General features: G+C 70.4%; 24 protein-coding genes. 12 read left to right on the top strand and 12 right to left on the bottom strand.

The features are described 5' to 3' along the window. Window positions 1-126: 126 nt before the first annotated feature. From AB4Y76_RS04365 to AB4Y76_RS04350, 4 genes are read left to right on the top strand one after another with little or no spacing between them, the layout of a single operon-like run. A complete protein-coding gene (locus AB4Y76_RS04365; protein WP_441922508.1) occupies window positions 127-1944 on the top strand; it encodes an Ig-like domain-containing protein in 1818 nt (605 codons plus the stop codon). Beyond that, window positions 1944-2384, top strand: coding sequence for a hypothetical protein (locus AB4Y76_RS04360; protein ID WP_441922506.1), 441 nt, complete (start codon window positions 1944-1946; stop codon window positions 2382-2384). The genes AB4Y76_RS04365 and AB4Y76_RS04360 overlap by 1 nt, the downstream gene beginning before the upstream one ends. Window position 2385: 1 nt before the next feature. Next, window positions 2386-3081 carry a response regulator transcription factor gene (locus tag AB4Y76_RS04355; protein WP_441922504.1) on the top strand — a complete coding sequence of 232 codons (696 nt, stop codon included), beginning with the start codon at window positions 2386-2388 and terminating at the stop codon, window positions 3079-3081. Between the two features lie 3 nt (window positions 3082-3084). Continuing rightward, window positions 3085-4266 carry a sensor histidine kinase gene (locus AB4Y76_RS04350; RefSeq protein WP_441922502.1) on the top strand — a complete coding sequence of 394 codons (1182 nt, stop codon included), beginning with the start codon at window positions 3085-3087 and terminating at the stop codon, window positions 4264-4266. 3 nt (window positions 4267-4269) lie between these two features. Here AB4Y76_RS04350 and AB4Y76_RS04345 read toward each other — a convergent pair whose 3' ends face one another. After that, window positions 4270-5010 (bottom strand): matrixin family metalloprotease, encoded by a 741-nt coding sequence (locus AB4Y76_RS04345; RefSeq protein WP_441922500.1) that lies wholly within the window; start codon window positions 5008-5010, stop codon window positions 4270-4272. Window positions 5011-5147: 137 nt separating this feature from the next. Here AB4Y76_RS04345 and AB4Y76_RS04340 point away from each other — a divergent pair, with 137 nt between their 5' ends. Further along, window positions 5148-5612 carry a hypothetical protein gene (locus AB4Y76_RS04340; RefSeq protein ID WP_441922498.1) on the top strand — a complete coding sequence of 155 codons (465 nt, stop codon included), beginning with the start codon at window positions 5148-5150 and terminating at the stop codon, window positions 5610-5612. 1 nt (window position 5613) lies between these two features. Here AB4Y76_RS04340 and AB4Y76_RS04335 read toward each other — a convergent pair whose 3' ends face one another. From AB4Y76_RS04335 to AB4Y76_RS04325, 3 genes are all read right to left on the bottom strand, one after another. Continuing rightward, window positions 5614-6375, bottom strand: coding sequence for a matrixin family metalloprotease (locus AB4Y76_RS04335; RefSeq protein WP_441922496.1), 762 nt, complete (start codon window positions 6373-6375; stop codon window positions 5614-5616). Window positions 6376-6378: 3 nt separating this feature from the next. Next, on the bottom strand, window positions 6379-7806 hold the full coding sequence (locus tag AB4Y76_RS04330) for an Ig-like domain-containing protein (RefSeq protein ID WP_441922494.1): 1428 nt from the start codon (window positions 7804-7806) through the stop codon (window positions 6379-6381). Between the two features lie 98 nt (window positions 7807-7904). Then, window positions 7905-9077 carry a hydroxymethylglutaryl-CoA reductase gene (locus AB4Y76_RS04325; protein ID WP_441922492.1) on the bottom strand — a complete coding sequence of 391 codons (1173 nt, stop codon included), beginning with the start codon at window positions 9075-9077 and terminating at the stop codon, window positions 7905-7907. A gap of 264 nt (window positions 9078-9341) precedes the next feature. Between AB4Y76_RS04325 and AB4Y76_RS04320 the strand changes: the two genes are divergently transcribed. The 4 genes from AB4Y76_RS04320 to AB4Y76_RS04305 all read left to right on the top strand — a co-directional run bounded on the left by AB4Y76_RS04320 (window position 9342) and on the right by AB4Y76_RS04305 (window position 12264). Then, window positions 9342-9977, top strand: a complete 636-nt coding sequence (locus AB4Y76_RS04320) for a matrixin family metalloprotease (protein WP_441922491.1) — start codon at window positions 9342-9344, stop codon at window positions 9975-9977. A gap of 258 nt (window positions 9978-10235) precedes the next feature. Further along, entirely contained in the window at window positions 10236-11180 is a 945-nt protein-coding gene (locus AB4Y76_RS04315) for a DUF5995 family protein (protein ID WP_441922489.1), read from the top strand. Window positions 11181-11191: 11 nt separating this feature from the next. Next, the gene (locus AB4Y76_RS04310) at window positions 11192-12091 is read left to right on the top strand and encodes a sensor histidine kinase (protein WP_441922487.1); all 900 of its coding nucleotides are present in this window, start codon (window positions 11192-11194) and stop codon (window positions 12089-12091) included. Further along, window positions 12088-12264, top strand: a complete 177-nt coding sequence (locus tag AB4Y76_RS04305) for a DUF1059 domain-containing protein (RefSeq protein WP_441922485.1) — start codon at window positions 12088-12090, stop codon at window positions 12262-12264. Before AB4Y76_RS04310 ends, AB4Y76_RS04305 begins: the two co-directional genes overlap by 4 nt. Window positions 12265-12275: 11 nt before the next feature. On the opposite strand, the gene AB4Y76_RS04300 is transcribed toward AB4Y76_RS04305, so the two are convergent. The 5 genes from AB4Y76_RS04300 to AB4Y76_RS04280 form a co-directional block, all read right to left on the bottom strand. After that, the gene (locus AB4Y76_RS04300) at window positions 12276-13520 is read right to left on the bottom strand and encodes a hypothetical protein (protein ID WP_441922483.1); all 1245 of its coding nucleotides are present in this window, start codon (window positions 13518-13520) and stop codon (window positions 12276-12278) included. Further along, a complete protein-coding gene (locus tag AB4Y76_RS04295; protein WP_441922481.1) occupies window positions 13517-14398 on the bottom strand; it encodes a C39 family peptidase in 882 nt (293 codons plus the stop codon). The genes AB4Y76_RS04300 and AB4Y76_RS04295 overlap by 4 nt, the downstream gene beginning before the upstream one ends. Window positions 14399-14531: 133 nt before the next feature. After that, the gene (locus tag AB4Y76_RS04290) at window positions 14532-15101 is read right to left on the bottom strand and encodes an HNH endonuclease family protein (RefSeq protein ID WP_441922479.1); all 570 of its coding nucleotides are present in this window, start codon (window positions 15099-15101) and stop codon (window positions 14532-14534) included. Between the two features lie 134 nt (window positions 15102-15235). Next, complete coding sequence (locus AB4Y76_RS04285) at window positions 15236-15886, bottom strand: excalibur calcium-binding domain-containing protein (RefSeq protein WP_441922477.1); 651 nt, start codon at window positions 15884-15886, stop codon at window positions 15236-15238. A gap of 122 nt (window positions 15887-16008) precedes the next feature. Then, on the bottom strand, window positions 16009-16536 hold the full coding sequence (locus AB4Y76_RS04280) for a hypothetical protein (protein ID WP_441922476.1): 528 nt from the start codon (window positions 16534-16536) through the stop codon (window positions 16009-16011). 332 nt (window positions 16537-16868) lie between these two features. On the opposite strand from AB4Y76_RS04280, the gene AB4Y76_RS04275 reads away from it, so the two are divergent. Further along, window positions 16869-17783 (top strand): hypothetical protein, encoded by a 915-nt coding sequence (locus AB4Y76_RS04275; protein WP_441922474.1) that lies wholly within the window; start codon window positions 16869-16871, stop codon window positions 17781-17783. Between the two features lie 16 nt (window positions 17784-17799). Here the strand turns inward: AB4Y76_RS04275 and AB4Y76_RS04270 are convergent, their stop codons facing one another. From AB4Y76_RS04270 to AB4Y76_RS04260, 3 genes are all read right to left on the bottom strand, one after another. Then, window positions 17800-18033 carry a hypothetical protein gene (locus AB4Y76_RS04270; protein WP_441922472.1) on the bottom strand — a complete coding sequence of 78 codons (234 nt, stop codon included), beginning with the start codon at window positions 18031-18033 and terminating at the stop codon, window positions 17800-17802. A gap of 75 nt (window positions 18034-18108) precedes the next feature. Further along, the gene (locus AB4Y76_RS04265) at window positions 18109-18555 is read right to left on the bottom strand and encodes a hypothetical protein (protein WP_441922470.1); all 447 of its coding nucleotides are present in this window, start codon (window positions 18553-18555) and stop codon (window positions 18109-18111) included. 519 nt (window positions 18556-19074) lie between these two features. Further along, on the bottom strand, window positions 19075-19425 hold the full coding sequence (locus AB4Y76_RS04260) for a hypothetical protein (protein ID WP_441922468.1): 351 nt from the start codon (window positions 19423-19425) through the stop codon (window positions 19075-19077). 322 nt (window positions 19426-19747) lie between these two features. Here AB4Y76_RS04260 and AB4Y76_RS04255 point away from each other — a divergent pair, with 322 nt between their 5' ends. Further along, window positions 19748-20380, top strand: a complete 633-nt coding sequence (locus AB4Y76_RS04255; RefSeq protein ID WP_441922466.1) for a histidine kinase dimerization/phospho-acceptor domain-containing protein — start codon at window positions 19748-19750, stop codon at window positions 20378-20380. A 185-nt stretch (window positions 20381-20565) separates the two neighbouring features. After that, window positions 20566-20970, top strand: coding sequence for a hypothetical protein (locus tag AB4Y76_RS04250; RefSeq protein ID WP_441922464.1), 405 nt, complete (start codon window positions 20566-20568; stop codon window positions 20968-20970). Window positions 20971-20982 lie beyond the last annotated feature (12 nt).

The following is a 20982-nucleotide window of genomic DNA, read 5'->3' as shown; positions in this document are numbered from 1 at the left end:
GCGAGGTGTCCCCCGGACTGTTACCGACCTGTGGAACAGCCCGTTCGCGCTGTTGCCGTCCCGTTGTCCGCTGCTCCGTAGCGTTCTCACCAAGACCCGCCGCACCCCTGGCACCGAGGAGATCCGATGACCCGCCGCTGGCTCCCCCTGATGGCCCTCGCGGCCGTCCTGGGTGTCGTCGCCTTCGGCCTGCCGGGTCTCTCCAGCGCCACCTTCACCTCGACGTCGACCAACGCGATCAGCACGGTCTCCGCGGCGAACGACTGGACTCCGCCGACCGTCTCGGTCCGCACCCCCGCCACCCCGGCCAAGGACACCGTCACGGTCACCGCCGACGCGGCCGACGACCGCAGCGGGATCGCCTCGGTCACGATCCAGCTCCTCGCCCCGGGCGCGACCGGCTGGACCACGCTGTGCACGACCACCGCGGCGCCGTACAGCTGCAGCTGGAGCACCAGGTCAGGCGCCGACGGCGAGTACGCGCTCCGCGCCGTCGCCACCGACGACGCCGGCTACGCGACGACCTCGGACAGCGTCACCACCACGGTCGCGAACAACCTGCTGGTCGTCCTCGGTGACCCGGGCGACGTCGTCCGCGGCAACGTCGGCCTGACCGCGACCCTCTACAACGCCGGGATCCTGCCCTACACCGTGGCGATCCAGTACGCCGTCTCCGGGACCACCACGTGGAAGAACGTGTGCACCAACCTGCTCGCGCCGTACACCTGCACCTGGAACACCGCGGGCAGCGCCTTCACCCAGGGTGAGTCCTACGACCTGCGCGCCGTCGCGACGCTCGGCACCAGCAGCACCACCTCGGCGCTGGTCTCCGACGTCCTCGTCGACAACATCGCGCCGAGCGTGACGATGACCGACCCGGGCACGCCGCTGCGCGGCACCGTGACCTTCGCGGCCACCGCCACCGACGCCGAGTCCGGCGTGGCGCAGGTGCTGCTGCAGTACCAGCGCTCGGGCACCGGCACCTGGACGACGCTGTGCACCAGCACGGTCGAGCCGTTCAGCTGCCGCTACGCCACCACCCAGCTCACCGACGGCACCTACGCCTTCCGGGCGGTCGCCACCGACGACGCCGGCAACAGCACCACCTCCGCGACGGTCGCCAACCGCGTCGTCGACAACACCGTCTCGACGGTCTCGATGGAGGACCCGGGCGCCTACCTGAACGGCACGGTCACCCTGACGGCGAGCGCGAACTCCAGCGCCGGGGTCACCTCGGTCCGGATCGAGCGGGCGCCGAACGGCGGCAGCACCTGGACCGCCGTCTGCACCGACACCGCGGCGCCGTACACCTGCGCCCTGGACACCACCACGCTGACCGACGGGCTCTACGACTTCCGCGCGGTCCTGCTGGACGGTGCCGGCAAGAACACCACCTCGGCCGTCGTCAGCGCCCGCCGCGTCGACAACAGCCCGCTGCGCGGGTACGACGTCCAGACGGTCAACGGCGGCGCCAAGGCCGGCCGGCTCGAGACCGGCGACCAGCTCAAGCTGACCTACTCCGAGGACGTCACCCTCTCCTCGATCACCTCCGGCTGGTCCGGCAGCTCGCTCGCGGTCTCCCTGCGTCTGCGCGACGGCAAGCTGGTCGGCGGCGGGACGAACAGCGACACCGTCGACGTGCTGCGCAACGGCAGCGCGGTGAACCTCGGCTCGGTGAACCTGGCGCAGAACTTCGTCAAGAACGGCAAGACAGTGCAGTTCAACGCCACCATGGTCGCCTCGACCGCGACCGTGAACGGCAGCAGCGCCACCGTCGTGACGATCACGCTCGGCTCGGTCGCCAGCGGCAGCGGCCTGCGGACCGTCTCGGCCACCGCCACGATGCTGTGGACGCCGTCGGCGCTCGTGACCGAGCTCGCCACCGGCCGGGCGGCCTCGACCGCCCCGACCTCGGAGCGCGGCACCCTGGACCGGGACTTCTGATGACCACGTCGGCAGGAGGTGGTCCGGACCGCTCCCCGGTCCGCGACCGGGTCCGGCGCAGCGGCCGCCCGGCCGCCGTCGTCACGGTCACGATGGCCGGCCTGGTCTCCGCGGAGGCCGCCACCGGTCCCCGGCTGGACTCCTACGTGCTGGCGCTGGTCGGCACGCTGGTGCTCGGCTCGGTCGTCGTCGCCGGCCGGCTGTGGCAGCGGCCGACGTTCGAGACCGCGCTCGGCGCGGCCGTGCTCGCCCTGCTCACCGGCGCCGGCCAGACCCTGGTCGCGACCGTGGGCGGCCCGGGCAGTACCGGCGCCCGCTGGACCGGCCTCGCCCTGGCCGTCGTCGGCAGCGCGCTCGTGGTGCTCGGTCTCGTCGGGTCCGCCGCCGACGCGCCGTCGTCGGCACGGGACGCCGACGAGGACCGTCCGTATGCTCTCTGAGGTGACCCACCGACTCCTCGTCGTCGAGGACGACGACGGCATTGCCGCACCCCTGGTCCGCACCCTCGATCGCGAGGGCTACGAGGTGGAACGGGTCGCCAACGGCACCGACGGCCTCCAGCGCGCCCGCCAGGGCGGCATCGACCTCGTGCTGCTCGACCTCGGCCTTCCCGACATGGACGGGCTCGACGTCTGCCGCCAGCTCCGCTCCGACGGGTACGACGGCGGCATCCTCATCCTCACCGCCCGGCACGGCGAGCTCGACCGCGTGGTCGGGCTCGACGTCGGCGCGGACGACTACCTCGGCAAGCCGTTCGCGCTCGCCGAGCTGCTCGCCCGGACCCGTGCGCTGCTGCGCCGCTCGGCCCGGCCGGCCGCCGCCGAGCCCGACGTCGTCGACGCGGCGGCCCCCGACGGTTTGCGCGTCGACACCGGCAGCCGCCGCGTCTGGGTGCACGACGCCGAGGTCTCGCTGACCTCGAAGGAATTCGACCTGCTGGCCCTGCTCGACTCCGAGCGCGGCACCGTGCTCACCCGCGAGCGGCTGATGGACGAGGTCTGGGACGAGAACTGGTTCGGCTCCACCAAGACCCTCGACGTCACCATGGGCCGGCTGCGGCAGAAGCTCGAGGACAGCGGCACCCCGGTGCGGATCGTCACCGTGCGCGGGGTCGGCTTCCGGCTCGAAGAGGGCTGAGCCGTGCGCGAGCGACTGGTCGTCGCGTTCGTCGGGCTGACGGTGCTCGTGGTCGCCCTCTACGGGATCCCGCGCGCCTACGTGCTCGCCGACATCGTCCGCGACCAGGAGCACGCGAAGGTGGACCGGAGCGCGCACCTGATCGCCGTCGCCGTCGTCGACCACCGGGCGGCCGGTGCGCCCGTGGACGCGGTGTACCTGAACACGCTGACCGGCAGCGACGAGCGGATCATCGTGCGTTCCGCCGGCGGTGTGGTCGTCCGCTCGACCGACGGTCCGCCGACGGACAAGGACGACGTCGTCGCCACCGCCTCGATCGAGGGCGGTGGCCGGGTCACGGTCACCCGCGGAGGCGACGCCGTCAGCCAGGAGATCGCCGGGGCGCTGCTCCCCCTGGTCGCGCTCGGGCTCGGGCTGGCCGTGCTCGCCGGGTTCGCCGGTCTGCTGCTGGCCCGGCGGCTGTCGCGCCCGTTCACCGAGCTGGCCGAGGCGGCGCGCGCGATGGGGGCCGGGCGGCTCCGGCCGTCGCTGCCGCGGTACAAGGTGCCGGAGGCGCGTGCGATCGCGACCGCCCTGGAGGCCAGCGGCCGCGCCCTGGACGCGACCCTGCAGCACGAGCGCGACCTGGCCGTGCACGCCTCGCACGAGCTCCGCACCCCGGTGACCGCGCTCCGCCTGGATCTGGAGGACCTGGCGCTGTGGCCGGAGACGCCGCCGACGATCGGGGCGGAGATCAGCCGCGCGACCGGCGAGCTCGACCGGCTCTCGGCCGCGATCGACACCCTGCTCACCGGCGCGCAGAAGCAGCTCTCCTCCACCGCGATCGACCTCGACCTCGACGTGCTCGTCGCCGACACCGTCAGCCGGCTCGGCGGGATCGGGATCAACGTCAGCTACGCCCCCGCGGGCCTGCTGCCCACCCGGCTCGACCCGCAGCCGGTGATCCAGCTCGTCGACGAGCTCGTCACCTCCGCGGCCGCGCAAGGTCGGGCCGTCGCGCTCGGCGCCCAGGACCGGGGCACGCACCTGGAGGTCTGGGTGCACGCGGACGGACCCCTGGCCGTCCCCGGAACCCGCGCCGAGGACCTGGCCGCCGCGGTCGGCGGGCAGGTCTCCCACGACGACGCCGCCTGGATCGTGCGGCTGCCCAAGCACGCCCTCGCCCGGAGCGGCGCCGCGGGCTGAGAGTCAGCGCCGGCTGTCCGGGATGCAGCCCGCCGCCCGCCCGACCCGGTGGAGCCGGCGCCGGTCCCCCGGCCCGTAGTCGTGGTTGCGGCGGCCGATCGTCCGGTACATCACCTCGTTGCGCTCGTCGACGTGGTCCAGGCCGAGGACGTGACCGATCTCGTGCAGCAGCGCCTGCCCCCAGGTCGGCGAGCCGGACCGCGCGAACCCGCGCCGCAACCCGCCCTGGGTGCCGTCGAGCGCGATCTGCCCCTTCACGTTCTCCCAGACGCCGTCGTGCACCACGACCGAGGTGTTCGCGAGTCCGGCCACGCCGCCACGCAGACCCGGGACCTGGTGCGGCGTCGCCCAGGAGACCGTGATGTCGGCCCGCGGGTCACGACCGGTGTCGAAGGCGATCCGGCTCGTCCGGCCCTGGTAGACGAACCGCACCCCGGCCAGGCGGCCGGCCCGCCGGAAGGCCCGGCGCACGTCGTCGACCGAGCCCGGGTAGCCCTGGCGCAGCGCGACCCGGTAGGTGATCGGCCGGCACGGGTCCCAGCGGGTGCCGAAGAAGCCGTAACCGGGGCCGGCCTCGGCGGTCGCGGTGCGCACCGCGACGGCCTCGGGGACCGACTCGATCCGCTGCGGGATCCGGGGTGCGGGGGCTTCCTGGGTGTCGTGGCTCGGGCCGGCGGCGAGGAGTCCGAGGACCAGGGCCGTCGTCAGGGCATGCGGCAGCGAGGACTGGGGGCGCAGGGGCATGGGAGGGCTTCCACACTCGGGGATGGCCGCCCGACCTTTTCGGGCGTTCCGGGAGATAGACGCGAAAGCGGCCCCCGCCGTCACGGAGCAGGCCGCTGTTTCTTCCCGGCGCGCGTGAGATCTGGTCGAATACTGCCGTGCGCAGGCCGATCACCGACAAGCCGGTCAACCGGCTGGTCCTGCTGCCCGGAAGCCTGTTCTGGGTCTTCCTCGTGATCGCCCTGATCACGCAGAACCCGGTCGTGATCACGCTGACCGCCGTCCTCGCCGTCGGCACCGCCCTCGCGTTCGGCGGGTACGCCTTCCGCACCTGGCGGAGCAGCAAGACCCTCCGGCGGCGGGTCTGGGCCGACGGCACCCCGGCGACCGCGACCGTGCTGCGGGCGCAGACCAGCGGCAGCCTGAACAACCACCCGTACGTCGACCTCGAGCTCGAGGTCACCGCACCCGGCGCGGCACCGCGCGTGGTGCTCGCGCGCCAGCTGATCTCGCAGCTGATGCTGAGCAAGGTCCAGCCCGGCGCGAGCATCGCCGTCAAGGTCGACCCGACCGACCCCGGCGTCGTGGTCCTCGACGAAGAGCTCACGCCCTACGGCTACTGATTCACCGCGCGCTGTTCGCGATGCACCCCGCGGCACGGCCGACCAGCCGGAGCCGGAGCAGATCCCCCATCCCGAGCACGTGGTTCCACCGGGTGATCGCCGGGTTCATCACCTGCCGGCGCCCGTTCACGTGGTCCAGGCCCATCACGTGGCCGATCTCGTGCAGGAACGCCTGCCCCCAGGTCGGCGGGCCGCTGGTCGCGTAGCCGGGCCGGACCTCCTGGGTCCGGTCGAGCGCGATCTGCCCCCGGACGTTCTCCACCACCCCGTCGTGGCGGACGATCGCGGTGCTGGCGAGGCCGGCGACCGGGCCGCGGAGGCGTCGTACCTGGGAGGGCGAAGCCCAGGAGACGGTGATGTCGGCACGGGGGTCGCGACCGCTCTGGAACGCCACCCGGTTCGTCCGGCCCTGGTAGACGAGGACGATGCCGGTGGCCCGGCCGATCGTGCGGAACGCGAACCGGAGGTCGGCGGTCGAACCGCGGTAGCCACCCCGGGCGTTGATCCGGTAGGTGATCGGCCGGCACGGGTCCCAGCGGAGTCCGAAGAGCCCGTAGCGGTGGGCGGCGATGGGGGATCCGGGAAGGACCGCGACGGGGGCGTTCGCGGTCTCGACCGGTACGCCGCCCACCGCCCGGGTGGTCAGGGGTTCTGGAGCGGTGGACGAACGATCAGCGGGCGTTCGCAGGGGTGAGGCGAGCGCGAGCAGCGAGACGAGCAGGACCGGGTAGAGCAGAAGCGGGTGGAGCAGGGCTCGGGGCACGACTCAGGCGCGTCGCGGCTTGACCGAGACCGCCGGCGAGCGCGTCCCGTAGGCGAGGACCGTGACCGTCACCTTCTTGCCGGCGGCGACGTGCGGGATCTTCGCGGACGCAGCGGTGGTCTTCGCCACCACCTTCGCACCGACGCGGATCTCGTAGACCGCCATCTCGACCGGGGACGCCTTCCACCTCACGGTCGCCTTGCCGGTGCGCTTCTGCTTGGCGACCAGGCCGGTCACGGCCGGCGGGTACACGGTGTCGGTGATCGTCGCGGTGGCCGTGGCGCCCCAGGTGTCGGTGACGGTCACGGTGATCCGGACGACGCCGGTGAACCAGATCGAGGACCGGATCGCCAGCTTGTTGCCGGGGAGCGGCGTCACCGAGAAGCCCGCCTTGTTGTTGGCCGGCACGTTGTTCGTCGTCGTGATCGTCAACGTCTGCGCGTCGACGTCGCTGGCGTCGACCACGAGCGTCCGGGTGCTCCCGGCGACCTGCGAGGTCGCACCGCCCCGGACCACCGGAGGCGTGTTGACGGACTCGATGTAGAACGAGGTCCCCGAGGACGCTGCTGCGTACTCCGCGGTGCCGGCCTGGCTCGCGGTCACGGTGCAGCTTCCGTCGTGGACGGCCACGACCTCGGGTCCCGTCTCGGACTCGACGATCGAGCACACGGCGTTGTCGCCGACGCTGTAGGTCAGGGGCAGCCCGGAGGTCGTCGTCGCGTGGACCGGCTGGCGCTCACCGACCTTGAGGCCCTGCAGGTAGGCGATCTCCACCCGCTGGTAGCGCTTGGAGACCTCGAAGGTCTGCGAGACGTCGGGCGCAGCGGCGTACGAGCCGCCGGGGACCGACGACGCGGTCACCGTGCAGGTGCCGACCGCGAGCGACCGCACCACGTCGGCGGCGCCGACGTGCGCGACCTCGCAGACGTCGGCGGGCGAAGCGGCGAAGGTGACCGGGTCCTCGGTCCCGACGCTGTACGCCTGCAGGGTCTGCTCGGACCCGATCGCGCGGTCGAAGATCCGGTAGAACGAGATCACCGCCGCGGCCTCGAAGGACTGCGCGACCGGCTCGGCCGGAGCCGTCGTCCCGTCGCCGGCCTGGGTGGCGGTGACGGTGCACGTGCCGGGGCTGAGCGTGTGCACGTAGTCGACCTGGTTCGCGTCGCTGTGGCCGACGGAACAGACCTCGGCCGGCTCCGCCGTGTAGGAGACCGGCAGGCCCGAGTCGGCGACCGCGTGCAGGTTCTGGAGACCACCGACACTGCCGTCGGAGAGTGCCGGGAAGTCGATGGTCTGAGGCGCCGGGTCGGCGACGGCGGCACCAGCGGTCAGGACGCCGGCGGTCGTGACCGCCAGGGCCGCGACGACGGCGGCGGCACTGCGGCGGACTCGACGGGCAGGCAGGATCCTCGACAGGGAGGGGAAGTTCACGTTGCTCCTCGGAAGCAGGTCAGCGGCTCCGGGCCGCAGGGGTACATCATCGACATCGGCAGGCGCGGACCGGAGCTGAGAGGTTTGCTCCGCGGCCGTCAGGCCCGGTTGCGGCCGAGATCGTCGTGCGCCTGGACCCACTCCTCCGCGACGACCGCCGACCCGAGGGAGAGCTCCCCGGCCAGCACCGTCGCCGCGACGATCTCGGCGAACTTGTGCACTCCCCCGGCGCCGTAGCAGCCGAGCATCTCCAGGCCCTCGCGCTGGGTGGCGAGGCCGGTGCCGCCGCCGTACGTGGCGACGATGAGCGACGGCAGCGTCACGGAGGCGTAGAAGTCGCCGTTGGGGAGCAGCTCGGAGAACCCGTACAGGGCAGAGGACTCCGCGACGTTCGCGACGTCCTGGCCGGTGGCGATGAAGAGTGCCGTGATGCCGTTGGCGGAGTGGTTCCCGTTGTTGTTCGTCACCGACATGATCGAGCCGAGCTGGCCCTTGAGGCGGGCGCTGAACAGCTTGTCGGTGGAGACGTGCATCTGCTCCTCGACCAGTGCCGCGGGCAGCGTGATCTCGGCGACCACCCGCTTGCCGCGGGTGTGCAGCATGTTCACCACCGAGGTCTTCTTGTCGGTGGCGAACTGCCCCTCGAGCAGGAAGTGCAGCTCACCGGGGTAGTTCTGCTTGATCCAGGCGCACGCGGCGAACGTCGCCTTGCCGGTCATGTTCTGTCCGGCCGCGTCGCCGGTGCTGTAGTTGAAGCGGGTGTAGAGCAGCTTGGAGACCGAGAACTTCTGGATGTCGAGCAGCTTCCCGGACGACGTCGTCGTCTCCGCGGCGGCGGCGATCGGCTCGAAGTTCTCGTCGAGCCAGGCGCTGAACGCCTTCGCCTCGCGGGCGTTGGCGAACGAGAACACCGGGGCGCGCTGCATCTTGTCGTCCAGCACCGTCGTGGTGATGCCGCCGGCGTCGCGGCACAGCTTCATGCCGCGGTTGTACGACGCGACCAGCGTGCCCTCGGTGGTGGCGAGCGGGACGAAGAACTCCCCCTGCGCGTGCTCGCCGTTGACCAGCAGCGGGCCGGCCAGACCGATCGGGACCTGCGCGACGCCGAAGAAGTTCTCGATGTTGCCGGGCAGCGTGGCCGGGTCCAGCGAGTACGACGCCTGGTGCTCGACGGCGTTGCCGGTGTGCTCGCGGACGAACTCCTGACGTGCCTTGATCGCGTCCGCGCCGTAGTCGTCGGTGCGGTCGCGCGGAATCTTCCGGTCGGTCATGCGCGGATGCTACCCACGGGTAAGCAGTCGCGAGCACGGATCCCCGGCATGTCCCTGATCACTTCGGGCCGTTGTATCTGCACGCTCCGAGGCGCATCTTGGGTTCTGACGGGGAACTTCCCCCACCAGGACAGGCCCACTGCGCGGCCAGTCCGCGGGAACGCCCACCAGGACAGGCCGGATCTGGCCAGTTCGCCGGGCTCTCACCACCCCCGTTGATCTCGACGTCCGGGTCGTCGCCGCCTGATTCGAGGGGTGAGTGCCGTGCTGTTCCGCCCTGCCCTGCTGGGAATCGTCCTGGCCGGCGTCCTGACGGTGTCGCCCGGTCCGGCCGACCCCGCCACCAAGTCAACGGCGGTCGACCGCGGCTTGCCGGCGTACGGGTTGTACGGCGTGCGCTGGGACCCGTGCCACCCGATCACCTACCGGATCGTCGGCCGCAGCCCGTACGCCGCCGGCACCCGCAACCTCCGCCGCGCCTTCCGCACCGTCGCCGCCGCCACCGGGATGACCTTCGTGTACGTCGGCCGCCGGGCCGCCGACGTCACCGTCCGCTGGAGCAGCCCGGCCACCACCCCCGACCTGCGCGGGCCGGTCGCCGCCCGCACCACCACCGACATCGACCAGCACGACGGCGTCTGGGAGAACACCGCCGGCCTGATCCGGCTCGACCGCACGGTCGGCCTCCGGACCGGCTTCGCCCCCACCGGCCCGATCACCTGGGGCCAGGTCTACCTCCACGAGCTCGGCCACCTCGTCGGCCTCGATCACGTGCTGGAACCGAGCCAGGTCATGTACCCGGTCGTGCTGCCCACCAACCACCGCTACGGGTCCGGTGACCTGCGCCGGCTGCGGATGGTGGGACGGGCGGCCGGCTGCGTGCGGAACAGTCAGCGTTAGGCCCGGGGGTTCGATCGGCCGAGCCCGCCCGCCGGCTGGTCGTCGAGCCTGTCGAGACGCAGCGAGCCACCCGCAACCGCAGGACGGAGCGATGGCCACCGGACGTGCTGCGACACGGCGGATTTTCGTGCACCCCTAGACAAACTCCCGAAAACGGACGATGCTCCCATATTGCGCGAACAACGCTCTGGGGAGGGTGCGATGTCGGCAAAGTTGGTGCGTGGGTCCCGAGTCCTTGTCGGGATCGTCGCAACAGGATTGATCACCACGCTGTCCGCCTTCGGCGCGGCGTCACCGGCGCGGGCCGATCTGGTCCCGTACGTCCCGTGGTCGTCGTACCTGCCGGGGTGGACCGACGAGTACGTCCCGGCGAGCGACAACGACTGTGCCGCCGGCCGGTCGAACTGCCTGCAGGCGACGCTCAAGGAGCAGAGCCGGATCGCGGACCAGACGGCGAGCGCGTGCAGCCACAACGCGATCTTCGCCCGCGCGTACGTGCGGATGACCCAGCTGTACGGCTTCACCCGCGACATCCCCGGCTACTACGAGGACGTCCCCTACTTCAACCACGTCGACGCGGTCTTCGCGCGGTACTACACCGACGCCTACTACAACTGGACGAACGGCAACCGTGCCGCCGTCCCGAGTTCCTGGCTGACCGCGTTCGACGCTGCGAAGAACAAGCGCGTCAGCGGTGCCGGCGACCTGCTGCTCGGCATGAACGCGCACATCAACCGCGACCTGCCGTACGTGATGGCGGCCGTCGGTCTCGTCGCCCCGGACGGCAGCAGCCGCAAGCGCGACTACGACGCTGTCGAGGAATGGCTCTACCAGGCGACGTCGGCTCTGATCTCCGAGTTCGCGGCCCGCTTCGACCCGAGCATCGACGACACCGCCGATCCGCTCGGCATCGGGAACGCCACCCTGTTCCAGATGGTCTCGGCCTGGCGCGAGAACGCCTGGCGCAACGCCGAAGCGCTCGTCTCCGCGACGACCCCGGCCGCGCGCGCGGCCGTCGCCGCGAACATCGAGAACGAGGCCAACACGGCCGCCCAGACCATCCTGACCGGGATGTCGTACGTCCCGCTGCTGAGCTCCACCGGGCCGCGGGACACCTACTGCGCCGTCCACAAGGGCGATGCACCGCCGGTCGCGTACGCGTTCGGTCCGGCGACGCCTTGGGGATACGCGTACCAGGGATGACGGAAGCCGCGATGCCGGACGCACGGATCCTGGGGCGGGCAGAGTTCGCACGACAGACGTCGGCGGGCGGCTCGGGGGATCCCCGGGTCGCCGTCACCTCCGACGTCGACCCGCGGGTGGCGATGGTGCTCGAGGTGCTCAGCGGACGCGAGGCCGAGAGCGTGGCGGCGGAGTGGGACATCGAGGCCCAGGTCGTGCACCGCTGGGTGCGTGACTTCCTCGTCGCCGGTACCGCCGCCGTCACCAACCGACCGGATCCTGACGAGGCGCGCCAGCGCGACCGGTTCCTCGCCACCTTCGCCCACGAGCTCCGGACCCCGGTGACCGTGGCCAAGGGCTGGGCGATGGAGCTCGCCGAGGAGGGCTTGCCGCCCGAGGACGCCGCCCGGGCGATCGACGTCCTCACCGACTCCCTCGACCGGTTGTCCACCAGCATCTACGACGTCGAGCTCGCCGCCTGCGTCTCGCTCGGCCGGGTCCGCGTCAACCGCGAACACGTCGCAGTGGGTGCCCTGGCGCGAGACCTCCCCGGCTCCCCCGCCGTCCGCACTGGCGCGTCGCTGCTCGCGTACGCCGACCCGGCGCTGCTGAGCCGGATCCTCCGCGACCTCTGGCTCACCGCCCACCGCGACCCCGCGCCTTCGTCCGTTGCCGTTGACGTCATCGAGACGAGCGCGTGGACCGAGGTCCGCGTCGTACGCGAAGGCACCCCGATCAGCCCCGCCGTCCTGAAGGCGCTGTTCGATCCCTTCGGCGCCAACGACGACACCACCGGCGTCACCATGGGCCTCTACATCGCCCGCGCCCTCACCGTCGCCCACGGCGGCCTGCTCGGCGCCGAAGGCGACGACGACACGACTGTGCTCTACACCCGGATCCCCCGTCCGAGCACCGACCAGGAGGAATCATGAAGTTCCAGCTCTCGTGCGGAGACGCCGTCCCCGGCTGCTCCGCCCGATTCGAAGAAGACACCCAGGAGCGCATCCTCGAGCTCGTCACCGTGCACGCGATGCAGGACCACGGGGTCCCGGAGGTCGGGCCCGAGATGCTGGAGGCGATCCGGGGGAACATCGTCGCCGTGTAGCGGGTGGGGGCTCACCGCCCTCTGAGTTCGCCCACTCTCCAGTGGACCCGTTCCGGCGTGTACGGCGCACCCTGGGGCAGCACGTCCTGCCATGCCAGGTAGCGACCACTCGCCTCGAACCCGTAAAGCCCTGAGTGGTTGCCGACTGACCGCAGCCGCCCGTCCGCGAGCACCACGTAGCCGCCGACCTCGTCCGGCGAGTTGCCCATGCTCTCCCCCCAGGCCACGAAGTCGTCGCCAGCGACGGGATATCCGAACCCGCCTTCGTCCTCCGCCCGCACCAGTGTCACGTCGTGCGTGGCAAGGTCGTACACGTGGGCGAAGTCCGTCGGCCCGCGCACGATCCACAGCGCCTGCCTTCCGCCAACCGCCAAGCCTCCTGGCGACTGGCCGGCCTGGAGGGGAACGGTCGCAATCGTTGATGCGCGACCGGAGCCGAAGTCGTATGCCTTGATGCGCATGCTCGACGGCCGTGTCGGCTCACCGTTGACGAGCCGCGACGGGTAGTCGATGTAGAAGAGCCGGTTCCCGTGGGCCGACGGGAACGCTGAACGTCGAGCAACCCTGCGCGGCGTGCAGCTCGCGACGCGGCACGAGTAGATGTCGACGCGCTCGGCCCCCCGGTGTCCGCCGATCTGGGCCCACGAGACCCAACCCCCACTCAACGCGGGCCCGGTGTAGCCGGGCGGCGGAACCGGGTCGCGCCCGTCGATCTTGGGTGACTTCGCAATCTCGCGAGTCCGGCGCTCTGTGCGGTCAAAGGCGTAGAGCACCCACGGCGTGGTGTCGATCCCGGCGCTCGTCGTCTCCATCCAGACCGCCCAGTCGTCGTTGAGCGCCCCGCCGAGTGTTTGCTGCCGACGCTCTCGGGCCGGACTCGGTATCCGGGACACAGTTCCGTCCTGCTCTTGGATGCTCAGCACGCTGACCGGCACCGTCTCGTCCCGATACACCCTGCTTCGCCCCAGGAGGAGCGAGCCGTGTCCATCCACGGTGATCAGCTCAACGCTGTTCGCCCCTTCCAACCCCGAAAAGGTGCGCGTCCGCCGGAATGGGTCAAGGCCGATTCTCTCCACCCCCGTGACCGCGATCCCGGGTGATGTGGTCGGCGGTGGCGCAGTGGGACGCGACGGCGGAGGCTCGGTGGCGGCGGCCTTCGCCGAGGGCTCGGATCGTGCCTCGCCGCCACACCCTGCAAGCAGTCCAAGAACCGCGAGCACCGCGGCCGCTGGCAGCAGCGCAGTACGTCTCGTCACCAGGTGATTCCGTTGATCTGCAGGTACGTGGCCGCAAAATCGCCAGTGCTGGAGGTGAAGGCAGGCTGCGCCGAGTCCCAGACGCTCGTCGAGGGGTCGAGGAAGTTCGTCCCGTCGCCGTAGGAGTAGTAGCCCCGAGCAACGATCCAGTGCCCAATCGTCTGGGCCTTCGGATGACCGTTGTAATGAGCTTTTCCGGCCGTCTCGACGGTATTCGCGGCAACCGGAAAGCTGTTGTCGATGTCGTAGACCAGATTCGACTTGAACTCTGCCGGCGTCGGCGAGTCCTTGTCGACGTAGTAGCCGTTAGACGTTCCGACGCGCCACTTGTTCAGGCCGATCCGGAACAAACCCGAATCCCAGCCGGTCTTCCCGTTGATGTCCGTCCGCATGTGGCTCGCGTCTCCGATGTTGTACTGGTTCTGAACGGCACCCGTCAGAGCGCTGGGCCCCTCGTTCTTGTAGGCGAGGATCATCTTTCCGGTGGCCGGCCCGCAGTAGTAGCTCTTGAGCTGGGCGTAATGGGCGACATCGAGCTTGGTGATCGCCAACGCCGACCCCGCGACAGCACGTTCTGCGGATCCCGGTGTTCGCCCGGCGCGACCGCCGAGGCGCCCCTCGGCGGCTTTCGGGTACCGGCCTGCGTAGTTCCGCGCAGCCTTGGAGAGCGCTGCCGCCGAGCCTGGTCCGTACTTAGCGCGAAGGTACGCATCGGCGACCTTCTGCTTCTCCGCGTCCTGGGCGCGGACCGTGGCCGGCACCTGGTCGCCAGGGCCGCTGATGCCGCCCCCACTGAAGCCGCCGTGGTCGGCGGTTGCCGGAATCGCCGGCAGGAGCAGGGCGAGGACCAAGGTGGCGAGAATGCCCGAGCGTCGCATGTGGTCAGCAGCCTTTCGCTGGTTGGTCGGGCCGGGCTGGTGCCTGGCCGTCTACCAGCAATGACTGCCAGTTCCTCCCACTTCTTACGCGCTGTCCCCAGAAGAATGCAGAGCCGAGAACGGCCACATGTCCTCAGCAGAAGGCCAACATCTCCCGCAGCGCCCGCACCTCGCTCGGGTCGACCGCGAGGTCCCATCGCTGCTTGGTCGCGATCCATTTCCTCGCATAGCTGCACTGGTACGCCTTCCGTGGCCGCCAAGCCGCTGGATCGCCTGAACCCTTGCTGGCATTGACGCGGCCGCTGACCGCCAGGAGTTCCTCAAGGTCGTTGGCGAACAAGCGTCGGCGCTCGTCGGACCAACCTCGTGCCCCTGACACCCAGGCCTCGGCCAACGGCACCACGTGGTCGACTTGCACCGCCTGGGCCTGCGACCGATCCTTCAGATCGTCGAGCTCCAGATCCGCCCCTGAGTACGGGTCGACCCATCGACCCGCCAGCACGTCGTGGTCACACCGGCCCTGCTCGCCAACCCGGAGGCTCCCGGGGACAGCGTCACGCTGCAGTACGTCGTCACGCTGGTTGCAGCCGTTGCCGTCGGTGTCGCTCCACGATGTTCCGAACGCCGCACGCCGGTAGTCAGACTGAGCGGGTGGACGGGGGGACACGCGCAGCGAATCGAGTGCTGAGGCCGCATCGTTCACCTGGCTGCCTGGCGGATTCGTCGCAGGCACCGACGGGGTCGGAGAACTCCTGGATGCGGACGAACTCTCCGGCGCTCGCTCCGGAGCGCGCGAGGCACACCCGGACACGACTCCGAGGAGCACCACGGCGCAGATCAGGACTCGCAGACGACACCGTCTCCATCCCGGTCCTGATACCAGTCGTACTCGGGGTCGACGCCCTCGGTGTAGGGCCCGTAGCCGTTGTCGTTGGCCTCGCCGCAGGTCCCGAAATGCGGATCGGTTCCGCCGCCTCCGCCTCCCCCGCCAGTCAGGGGTCGAGGCTGGTTCGCGGCCGCTTCCTCGCGGGCGGCGGCGACACGCTGGTCCGCCTTCTTCCGCTCCTTCGCCACGGCCGCCGCGACGGCCCTCTGCTGCGCTGCCTTCGCCGCCGCGTTCGCCTCGGCGACCGCGCCGGCCACCTGATCGTCGACGGCAGCCTGGCTCGCGTTGTCCTTCGCTGCGACGTCGTCCTCCAGGCTGGCAACCTCCTGCTTGAGATCAGCCTTCTGCTCGGAAAGCGTTGAGATGCGCGTGTTCAACGCGTCGGCGTCACCGGTGTCGGATCCGCCCATGCCGACGCCAAGGATGAGACCGAACAGGCCGGCGCCCACACCAATGGCGGGCTTCGACTTCCACCAGGTGGCGCCGGTCTTCGTAGCTGACGCAGGCACTGGCGTCGGCTGCTGGACGTGTTCGGTCCACACCTGTCCATCCCAGTAGCGCTGTGAGCCATCGGGTTGTGGGTACCAACCGGGATCGGCCATGACTACCTCCGAGATTCCGAGAATCTGTGCGCCTTTCCAATCGACGTTAGAACTGGAAAGAATCTCCCGAGGCAGATTGACCGAACTCGCACTCGTACGCAGTGCCCCTAGGCCCAGGTCGATCAGTAGCCGAAGATGTGCGCTGCCTTCACGTTCGTGTAGTTGCCGTCCATGAAGAAGGACCCGAGGCGCTTCACCACAGCCATGTACTCCCGCTTCGGCGACATCGTGGGGTTGTGTCGGAGCTCTTGCGGCACCAGAAGGAACAGGTAGTCCGCGTGCTCACAGATGTGGCACTTCCAGAGATCGAGCAGATCCATGTTGTTCGTCGTGGTCTTGCCACGTTCGACCTCCAACAGGATCCCGTTCCCCTCGATCGGGAGGAAGTAGTCAGGTCGCAGCGCCTTGTTCGGGTAGCCGTCGAAGAGCCCCTTCTTCTCGCTTGAGAAACCGAGCCTGGTCGCGAACGGCTCGAACGTCGCCTGCACGTGCGCGCTCGACGTCCCTGGCATGTTGGCCTGGGCGATCAGCGCGCCAGCGGCCGGCGTGAGGAGGTGGGCGAACAGGTCATCGCTCAGCTGCTTGACCCGTCGGTACTCCTCAGAGCTCCGGACTGTTTCGCGGACCAACTCGGTGCGCTCAACTGCCATGGGACCAGCTTCGTGGCGCAAGGCCGAATTCCGCACGGTTTCGCCGAACTCGGGCAGATCGGGGTCAAGGGCACGAAGATCGAGATCCCGAAGCGGACCTCGGCCCCACAGCCCTTGCTTCACTCCTCGCCGTAAACCGACACTCGTAGCATGAGGCAGGACGGTCGGGACCAGACGTGTAGCCCGGCCGCTTCCCCATGAGTGCCGGTGAGGTAGTGATCGGACTCATCTCGACTCCGGGGACGGCCACCGAGGTCGCCTCGAATCTCGCCGACGATCTGCGCGCGGAGCTGAGCGCGCAGCTGCCCGGCGTCCGGTGGCGGGTGCCCACGGTGGTCGACGTCCTCGTCCAGCCGCCTGCCGACGACGCCGCGCTCGTCGCGGCGGGGCGCGAGCGGCTCCTGAAGGAGTCCTGGGATCTGGTGGTCTGCCTCACGGATCTGCCGCTCAGGGCCCACCGGCGGCCGGTCGTGGCTCATGCCAGCCCCGTGCACGGGGTGGCGGTCGTCTGCCTGCCGGCGCTCGGCGCGGTGGGACTGCGCCGGCGCACCCGGGATGCTGTCGTGGGCCTCGTGCGCACCTTGCTCGGGGACACGGAGGAGCAGGCGCCGTCCGGCACGAAGCGCCTCGGGCGCCGCGCCCGCGAGCTCGGGAGCCAGCAGGACGACGGCGACCGCAGCGTGATGTTCACAGCGCGGGTCCTGAGCGGGAACCTGCGACTCCTGGTCGGGATGATCCGGGCCAACCAGCCGTGGCGGCTCGCCATGGGGCTGTCGAAAGCTCTGACCACGGCTCTCGCTACCGGGGTCTTCGCGCTCGTCACGCCCGACATCTGGCGGTTGGGCGACGCGCTCAGCTGGACCAGGCTCTCGGCGATCGGAGTGGGTGCTGTCGTGGCGATCACCGCCGCACTGATCGTCGGGGCAGGCCTGTGGGAACGCGGTTCGAACCCTGCCGGTGGAAAGCAGGTGACCCTCTTCAACCTCGCCACCACGGGGACGGTCGTCCTCGGGGTGCTCTTCCTGTACGCCGCGCTGCTTCTGCTCGCACTGCTGACCACGCCGGTTCTCGTGCCGGCGCATCTGCTCGAGGAGAGCATCGGGCATGCGGTTCGCGTGGGCGACTACCTGAAGCTGGTCCTGCTCGCCAGCGCCCTCGCCACGCTGGGCGGAGCCCTGGGTGCGGGCCTGGAGAGCGACGAGGCGGTCCGGGCGGCCGCGTACACGTACCGGCATCAGTCGGCATGAGACGCGGTCTGCGTGGTCACTCCTCCGGGCGCTCGATCAGCGGGGCACGCTGCGGGCTGATCCTCGCCACGTTGGCCACGTAGTCGGACCACAAGCCCGCGGCAGGTGCCGTGAAGGTGGCCTTGTCGGTCGTGATGACGACCACGCCCCGAGTGAGCTCGAAGGCCACCGTGAGCACCTTGCCCGCGGGGGCGATGCCGATCTCCCGGACGAACCGCATGACTCTGGCCTCGAGCTGTCGCTCCTTCATGGGTCCGCACACTACGTGGGTCTCGCGAGAAACCTCCAGAGACGAGAACGGCCGGACCGCGGCCGGTCCGGGAGGTCATCCGCAGTCTGCGGCATCCTCGCGTGGGCACGCGTTGGCTCCGGGCGGACCGGCGGTGACTCGCCAGACGAACTCCTCGAACGTGACGCCCCCGACGTCCAAACGGTCGACCATGCGTCGGGCGCGCAGGAGCGCGGCATGTTCGTTGTAGACGCAGGTGCGCTGGAACTCGGCATCCCGACTGTCCAGTGCCTGCTCGCGTTGCCACTTGTTGAAGATGTCCAGGCACTCGCCCTGACGGCGGATCACCCAACCGTCTCCGGCATCGGCGACGGTGAGGCACCACCGGGACCGGGCGGGGTCGTCGACCCCGTCGTACCCGGTGGGAAAGACGGTGTACGCGCTGGTCCGGTAGGTCGGGCCTGGCAGCTCTTCGGGCAGCGCTTCGGCCGGCTCCGCCGCGATTCCGACGGGGCGGCGAGCGCGCCTACGAACACCCATCATCGGTCTGAGATGTCGATCGAGCCGACGCTGCTCGGGTGCCGCTCTGAAACCTGCACCTCATGCACCTCCTGCACAGTGGCGGCCGAACGGTGATGTCCGCGGCCACTCGAATCCGGGTGGCGCCTTGCTCCGCGATGGGGGCCGGGAGCAAGGCGCCACGAGAGCGCCCGGGGATGCGCCCACGACTCCATGGTGGTGCCGCTGCCAGGCCTTCGCGACGCGTTGAGCGCCATCCTGCGCAATCCGGCTAGCAGGGCGCGCGGTGCGGCTCACCGGACGCCTCGACGGCTTGGCCGGGGCCCTTCGGGAGACGCTCAACCGTCCGATCTGACGACGGCGCCGATCATCGCCGGCCAGCTCTGAGCAGGTGCTCGTACACCAGGCGTACGACGATCGCGCCCTGGAGCCACCCGGTGTGCGGGTCGGACCCGATCAGGACGAAAAGGGCCGTCGCGCTGAGGGCGCGGCGCTCGTTGGTGTGCAGGCCCTCGAGGCCGAGCTCGCCGCGCAGCTCGCGGACTAGACGCTCGGACCTTCGAGCCGGTCCATGCCGGGAACGTCGAGCCGCCGGTACCGCACCCCGGTCGCGAGCACGACGGTGTGGGCCTCCACCTCGGACCCGTCGGTCAGCGTCACGACGAAGTGGCCGTCGATGCGGTCGAGCGAGCGGGCCTCCCCGGGGATCAGGAAGGTCGCGCCGAACTTGCGGGCCTGGACGACTGCCCGGTCGGCGTGCTTGGCGCCTGACCATGTCAGCGACGCTGAACTCCCCCGAGCGGAAGTAGGCGTGGTGCCGAGGCCCTGAACACTCTGTTGTCCGGTGTCACCGGCGCCACCGTCACGGGACTCGGCTTCAACCTCAACAGCCACAGCTCGCTGGATGCGGTCCTCCCCGCCGGCTACGCGGCCGCCGCCGTGGCCGCTGTGATCTCTGCGCTGACGGTGACGCCGTCATCCCGCCGACGTCCTGAACACGGCAGCCCGGTCCGGCGACCCGGCGCACCATGAGCCACTCCGCGCACTCACCGATCCAGGATGCGCAGCTTGTGGCTCAGGGCCTTCTCCTCTGGCGGCGACCCGCGCACACTTTCGGGGCCCGGGAGCGCCGAGAACAGCTAGGAGTCTGACGCTGACCGATCAGAAGCCGCCATTCTCCATCCCCTTGGCGGGCCCCGCAGCGCTCGAAACCCTGATGTCTCGCGCCGGCCTGGCCGTCGCGGTCCTCGATGGTGCCGGACACCTGTCGATGCTGAGTCCGGGCCTGGAGCGTCTCGTGCATCGGACCTTCGAAGCCGTGCGGGCCGAGGCGTTGGCCGAGACCTTCCACCTCTACACCGAGGGCGGCGGCCGGCTCCTCGAACCCGGTGAAGTACCGATCGTCCGGGCCTCGCGCGGGGAGGTCGTCGACGACGCCGTCGTCACGGTGAAAGCCCCGGGGCAGCCCGTACGCCACCTCCGCGTCAACGCGACTCCGATCGCGGGGAGCGACGGCGAACCGCAGGGTGCGTGGGCGGTGGTGACGGACGTGACGAGCCTCGTGGCCGCGGCCCGTGGAGAGCTCAACCGGTCCATGGCCGAGACGGTGAACCACGACCTTCGGACGCCGCTCACCACGATCCTCGGTCACGCCGAGCTGCTCATCGACCGACAGGACGAGTTCCCGCCGGGAGCGGCCCGCTCGCTCGAAGCGCTGTGGCGCGCAGGCCAGCGCCTCCAGGACACCGTGACGTCGATCTCTGCATGGATCGACCTCGCCTTCCCGTCCGGGCGCACGCCGCGTGGCGCCGACGTCGCCGAGCACCCGGATCGACAGCGGCGCCCGTGAACGCCGACGGTCGAGCCGCTTTGGACACGCGCGATCCCGGATGCGCAGGGTTGACCGCCGGCCGAGTGGCTCGATCGATTCATCTTCGCCGGAACGGGCAGGGAAAGGACCGCGTGCTCCCTAAGTTCGCGGATGTGTCGCGGGCCCCGCAGGGGTGGTTCCGGACATCGACGAACGGGTTCGACATGCGTCACTCCTCCAGGCTGGTCCTGGCGCTCGGAACCGCCGGACTCATGCTGGTCGGCACCTCGGCGTTGACGGCGACCAGCACCATCGACGCCGGGACCGTGCAGGTCGGCACGGACTCCCCGGCGGTCAGTGGAGCCACGATCACCGTCGTGGCGCACGCGTACACGCAGCAGTCCGACACGACGACGGGGATCTGGGCCAGGGCCGAGGAGCTCCTGTCGACCGCAGCAGGAGTCGTCCAGGTCTCGGTCAACGGTGGTGCCCTCGAGCCCTGCACCGTCACCCGGACCGACGTGGCCACGAAGGGCGTCGACGACGGCGCCATGGACTACAGCGACATCACCTGCGACATCGCAGACAGGTTCAACGTGACCAGCATCCGGCTCGTGGTCAACGGCTGATGGTCGGCCTCA

The sequence above is a fragment of the Marmoricola sp. RAF53 genome, from assembly GCF_052114005.1.
In the GTDB taxonomy this organism is placed as follows: Bacteria; Actinomycetota; Actinomycetes; order Propionibacteriales; family Nocardioidaceae; genus Marmoricola.
Note: the sequence above shows the minus strand (reverse complement) of the source record. Positions and strands in the feature narration are given on the sequence as shown.

Excerpts from the sequence above, each read along its gene's own strand:
- AB4Y76_RS04270 (WP_441922472.1), bottom strand. The coding sequence starts at position 18,033 with ATGAAGGAGCGACAGCTCGAGGCCAGAGTCATGCGGTTCGTCCGGGAG.
- AB4Y76_RS04360 (WP_441922506.1), top strand. The coding sequence starts at position 1,944 with ATGACCACGTCGGCAGGAGGTGGTCCGGACCGCTCCCCGGTCCGCGAC.
- AB4Y76_RS04255 (WP_441922466.1), top strand. The coding sequence starts at position 19,748 with ATGTCTCGCGCCGGCCTGGCCGTCGCGGTCCTCGATGGTGCCGGACAC.
- AB4Y76_RS04265 (WP_441922470.1), bottom strand. The coding sequence starts at position 18,555 with ATGATGGGTGTTCGTAGGCGCGCTCGCCGCCCCGTCGGAATCGCGGCG.
- AB4Y76_RS04285 (WP_441922477.1), bottom strand. The coding sequence starts at position 15,886 with ATGGCCGATCCCGGTTGGTACCCACAACCCGATGGCTCACAGCGCTAC.
- AB4Y76_RS04345 (WP_441922500.1), bottom strand. The coding sequence starts at position 5,010 with ATGCCCCTGCGCCCCCAGTCCTCGCTGCCGCATGCCCTGACGACGGCC.
- AB4Y76_RS04310 (WP_441922487.1), top strand. The coding sequence starts at position 11,192 with ATGCCGGACGCACGGATCCTGGGGCGGGCAGAGTTCGCACGACAGACG.
- AB4Y76_RS04325 (WP_441922492.1), bottom strand. The coding sequence starts at position 9,077 with ATGACCGACCGGAAGATTCCGCGCGACCGCACCGACGACTACGGCGCG.
- AB4Y76_RS04365 (WP_441922508.1), top strand. The coding sequence starts at position 127 with ATGACCCGCCGCTGGCTCCCCCTGATGGCCCTCGCGGCCGTCCTGGGT.
- AB4Y76_RS04295 (WP_441922481.1), bottom strand. The coding sequence starts at position 14,398 with ATGCGACGCTCGGGCATTCTCGCCACCTTGGTCCTCGCCCTGCTCCTG.
- AB4Y76_RS04250 (WP_441922464.1), top strand. The coding sequence starts at position 20,566 with ATGCGTCACTCCTCCAGGCTGGTCCTGGCGCTCGGAACCGCCGGACTC.
- AB4Y76_RS04305 (WP_441922485.1), top strand. The coding sequence starts at position 12,088 with ATGAAGTTCCAGCTCTCGTGCGGAGACGCCGTCCCCGGCTGCTCCGCC.
- AB4Y76_RS04280 (WP_441922476.1), bottom strand. The coding sequence starts at position 16,536 with ATGGCAGTTGAGCGCACCGAGTTGGTCCGCGAAACAGTCCGGAGCTCT.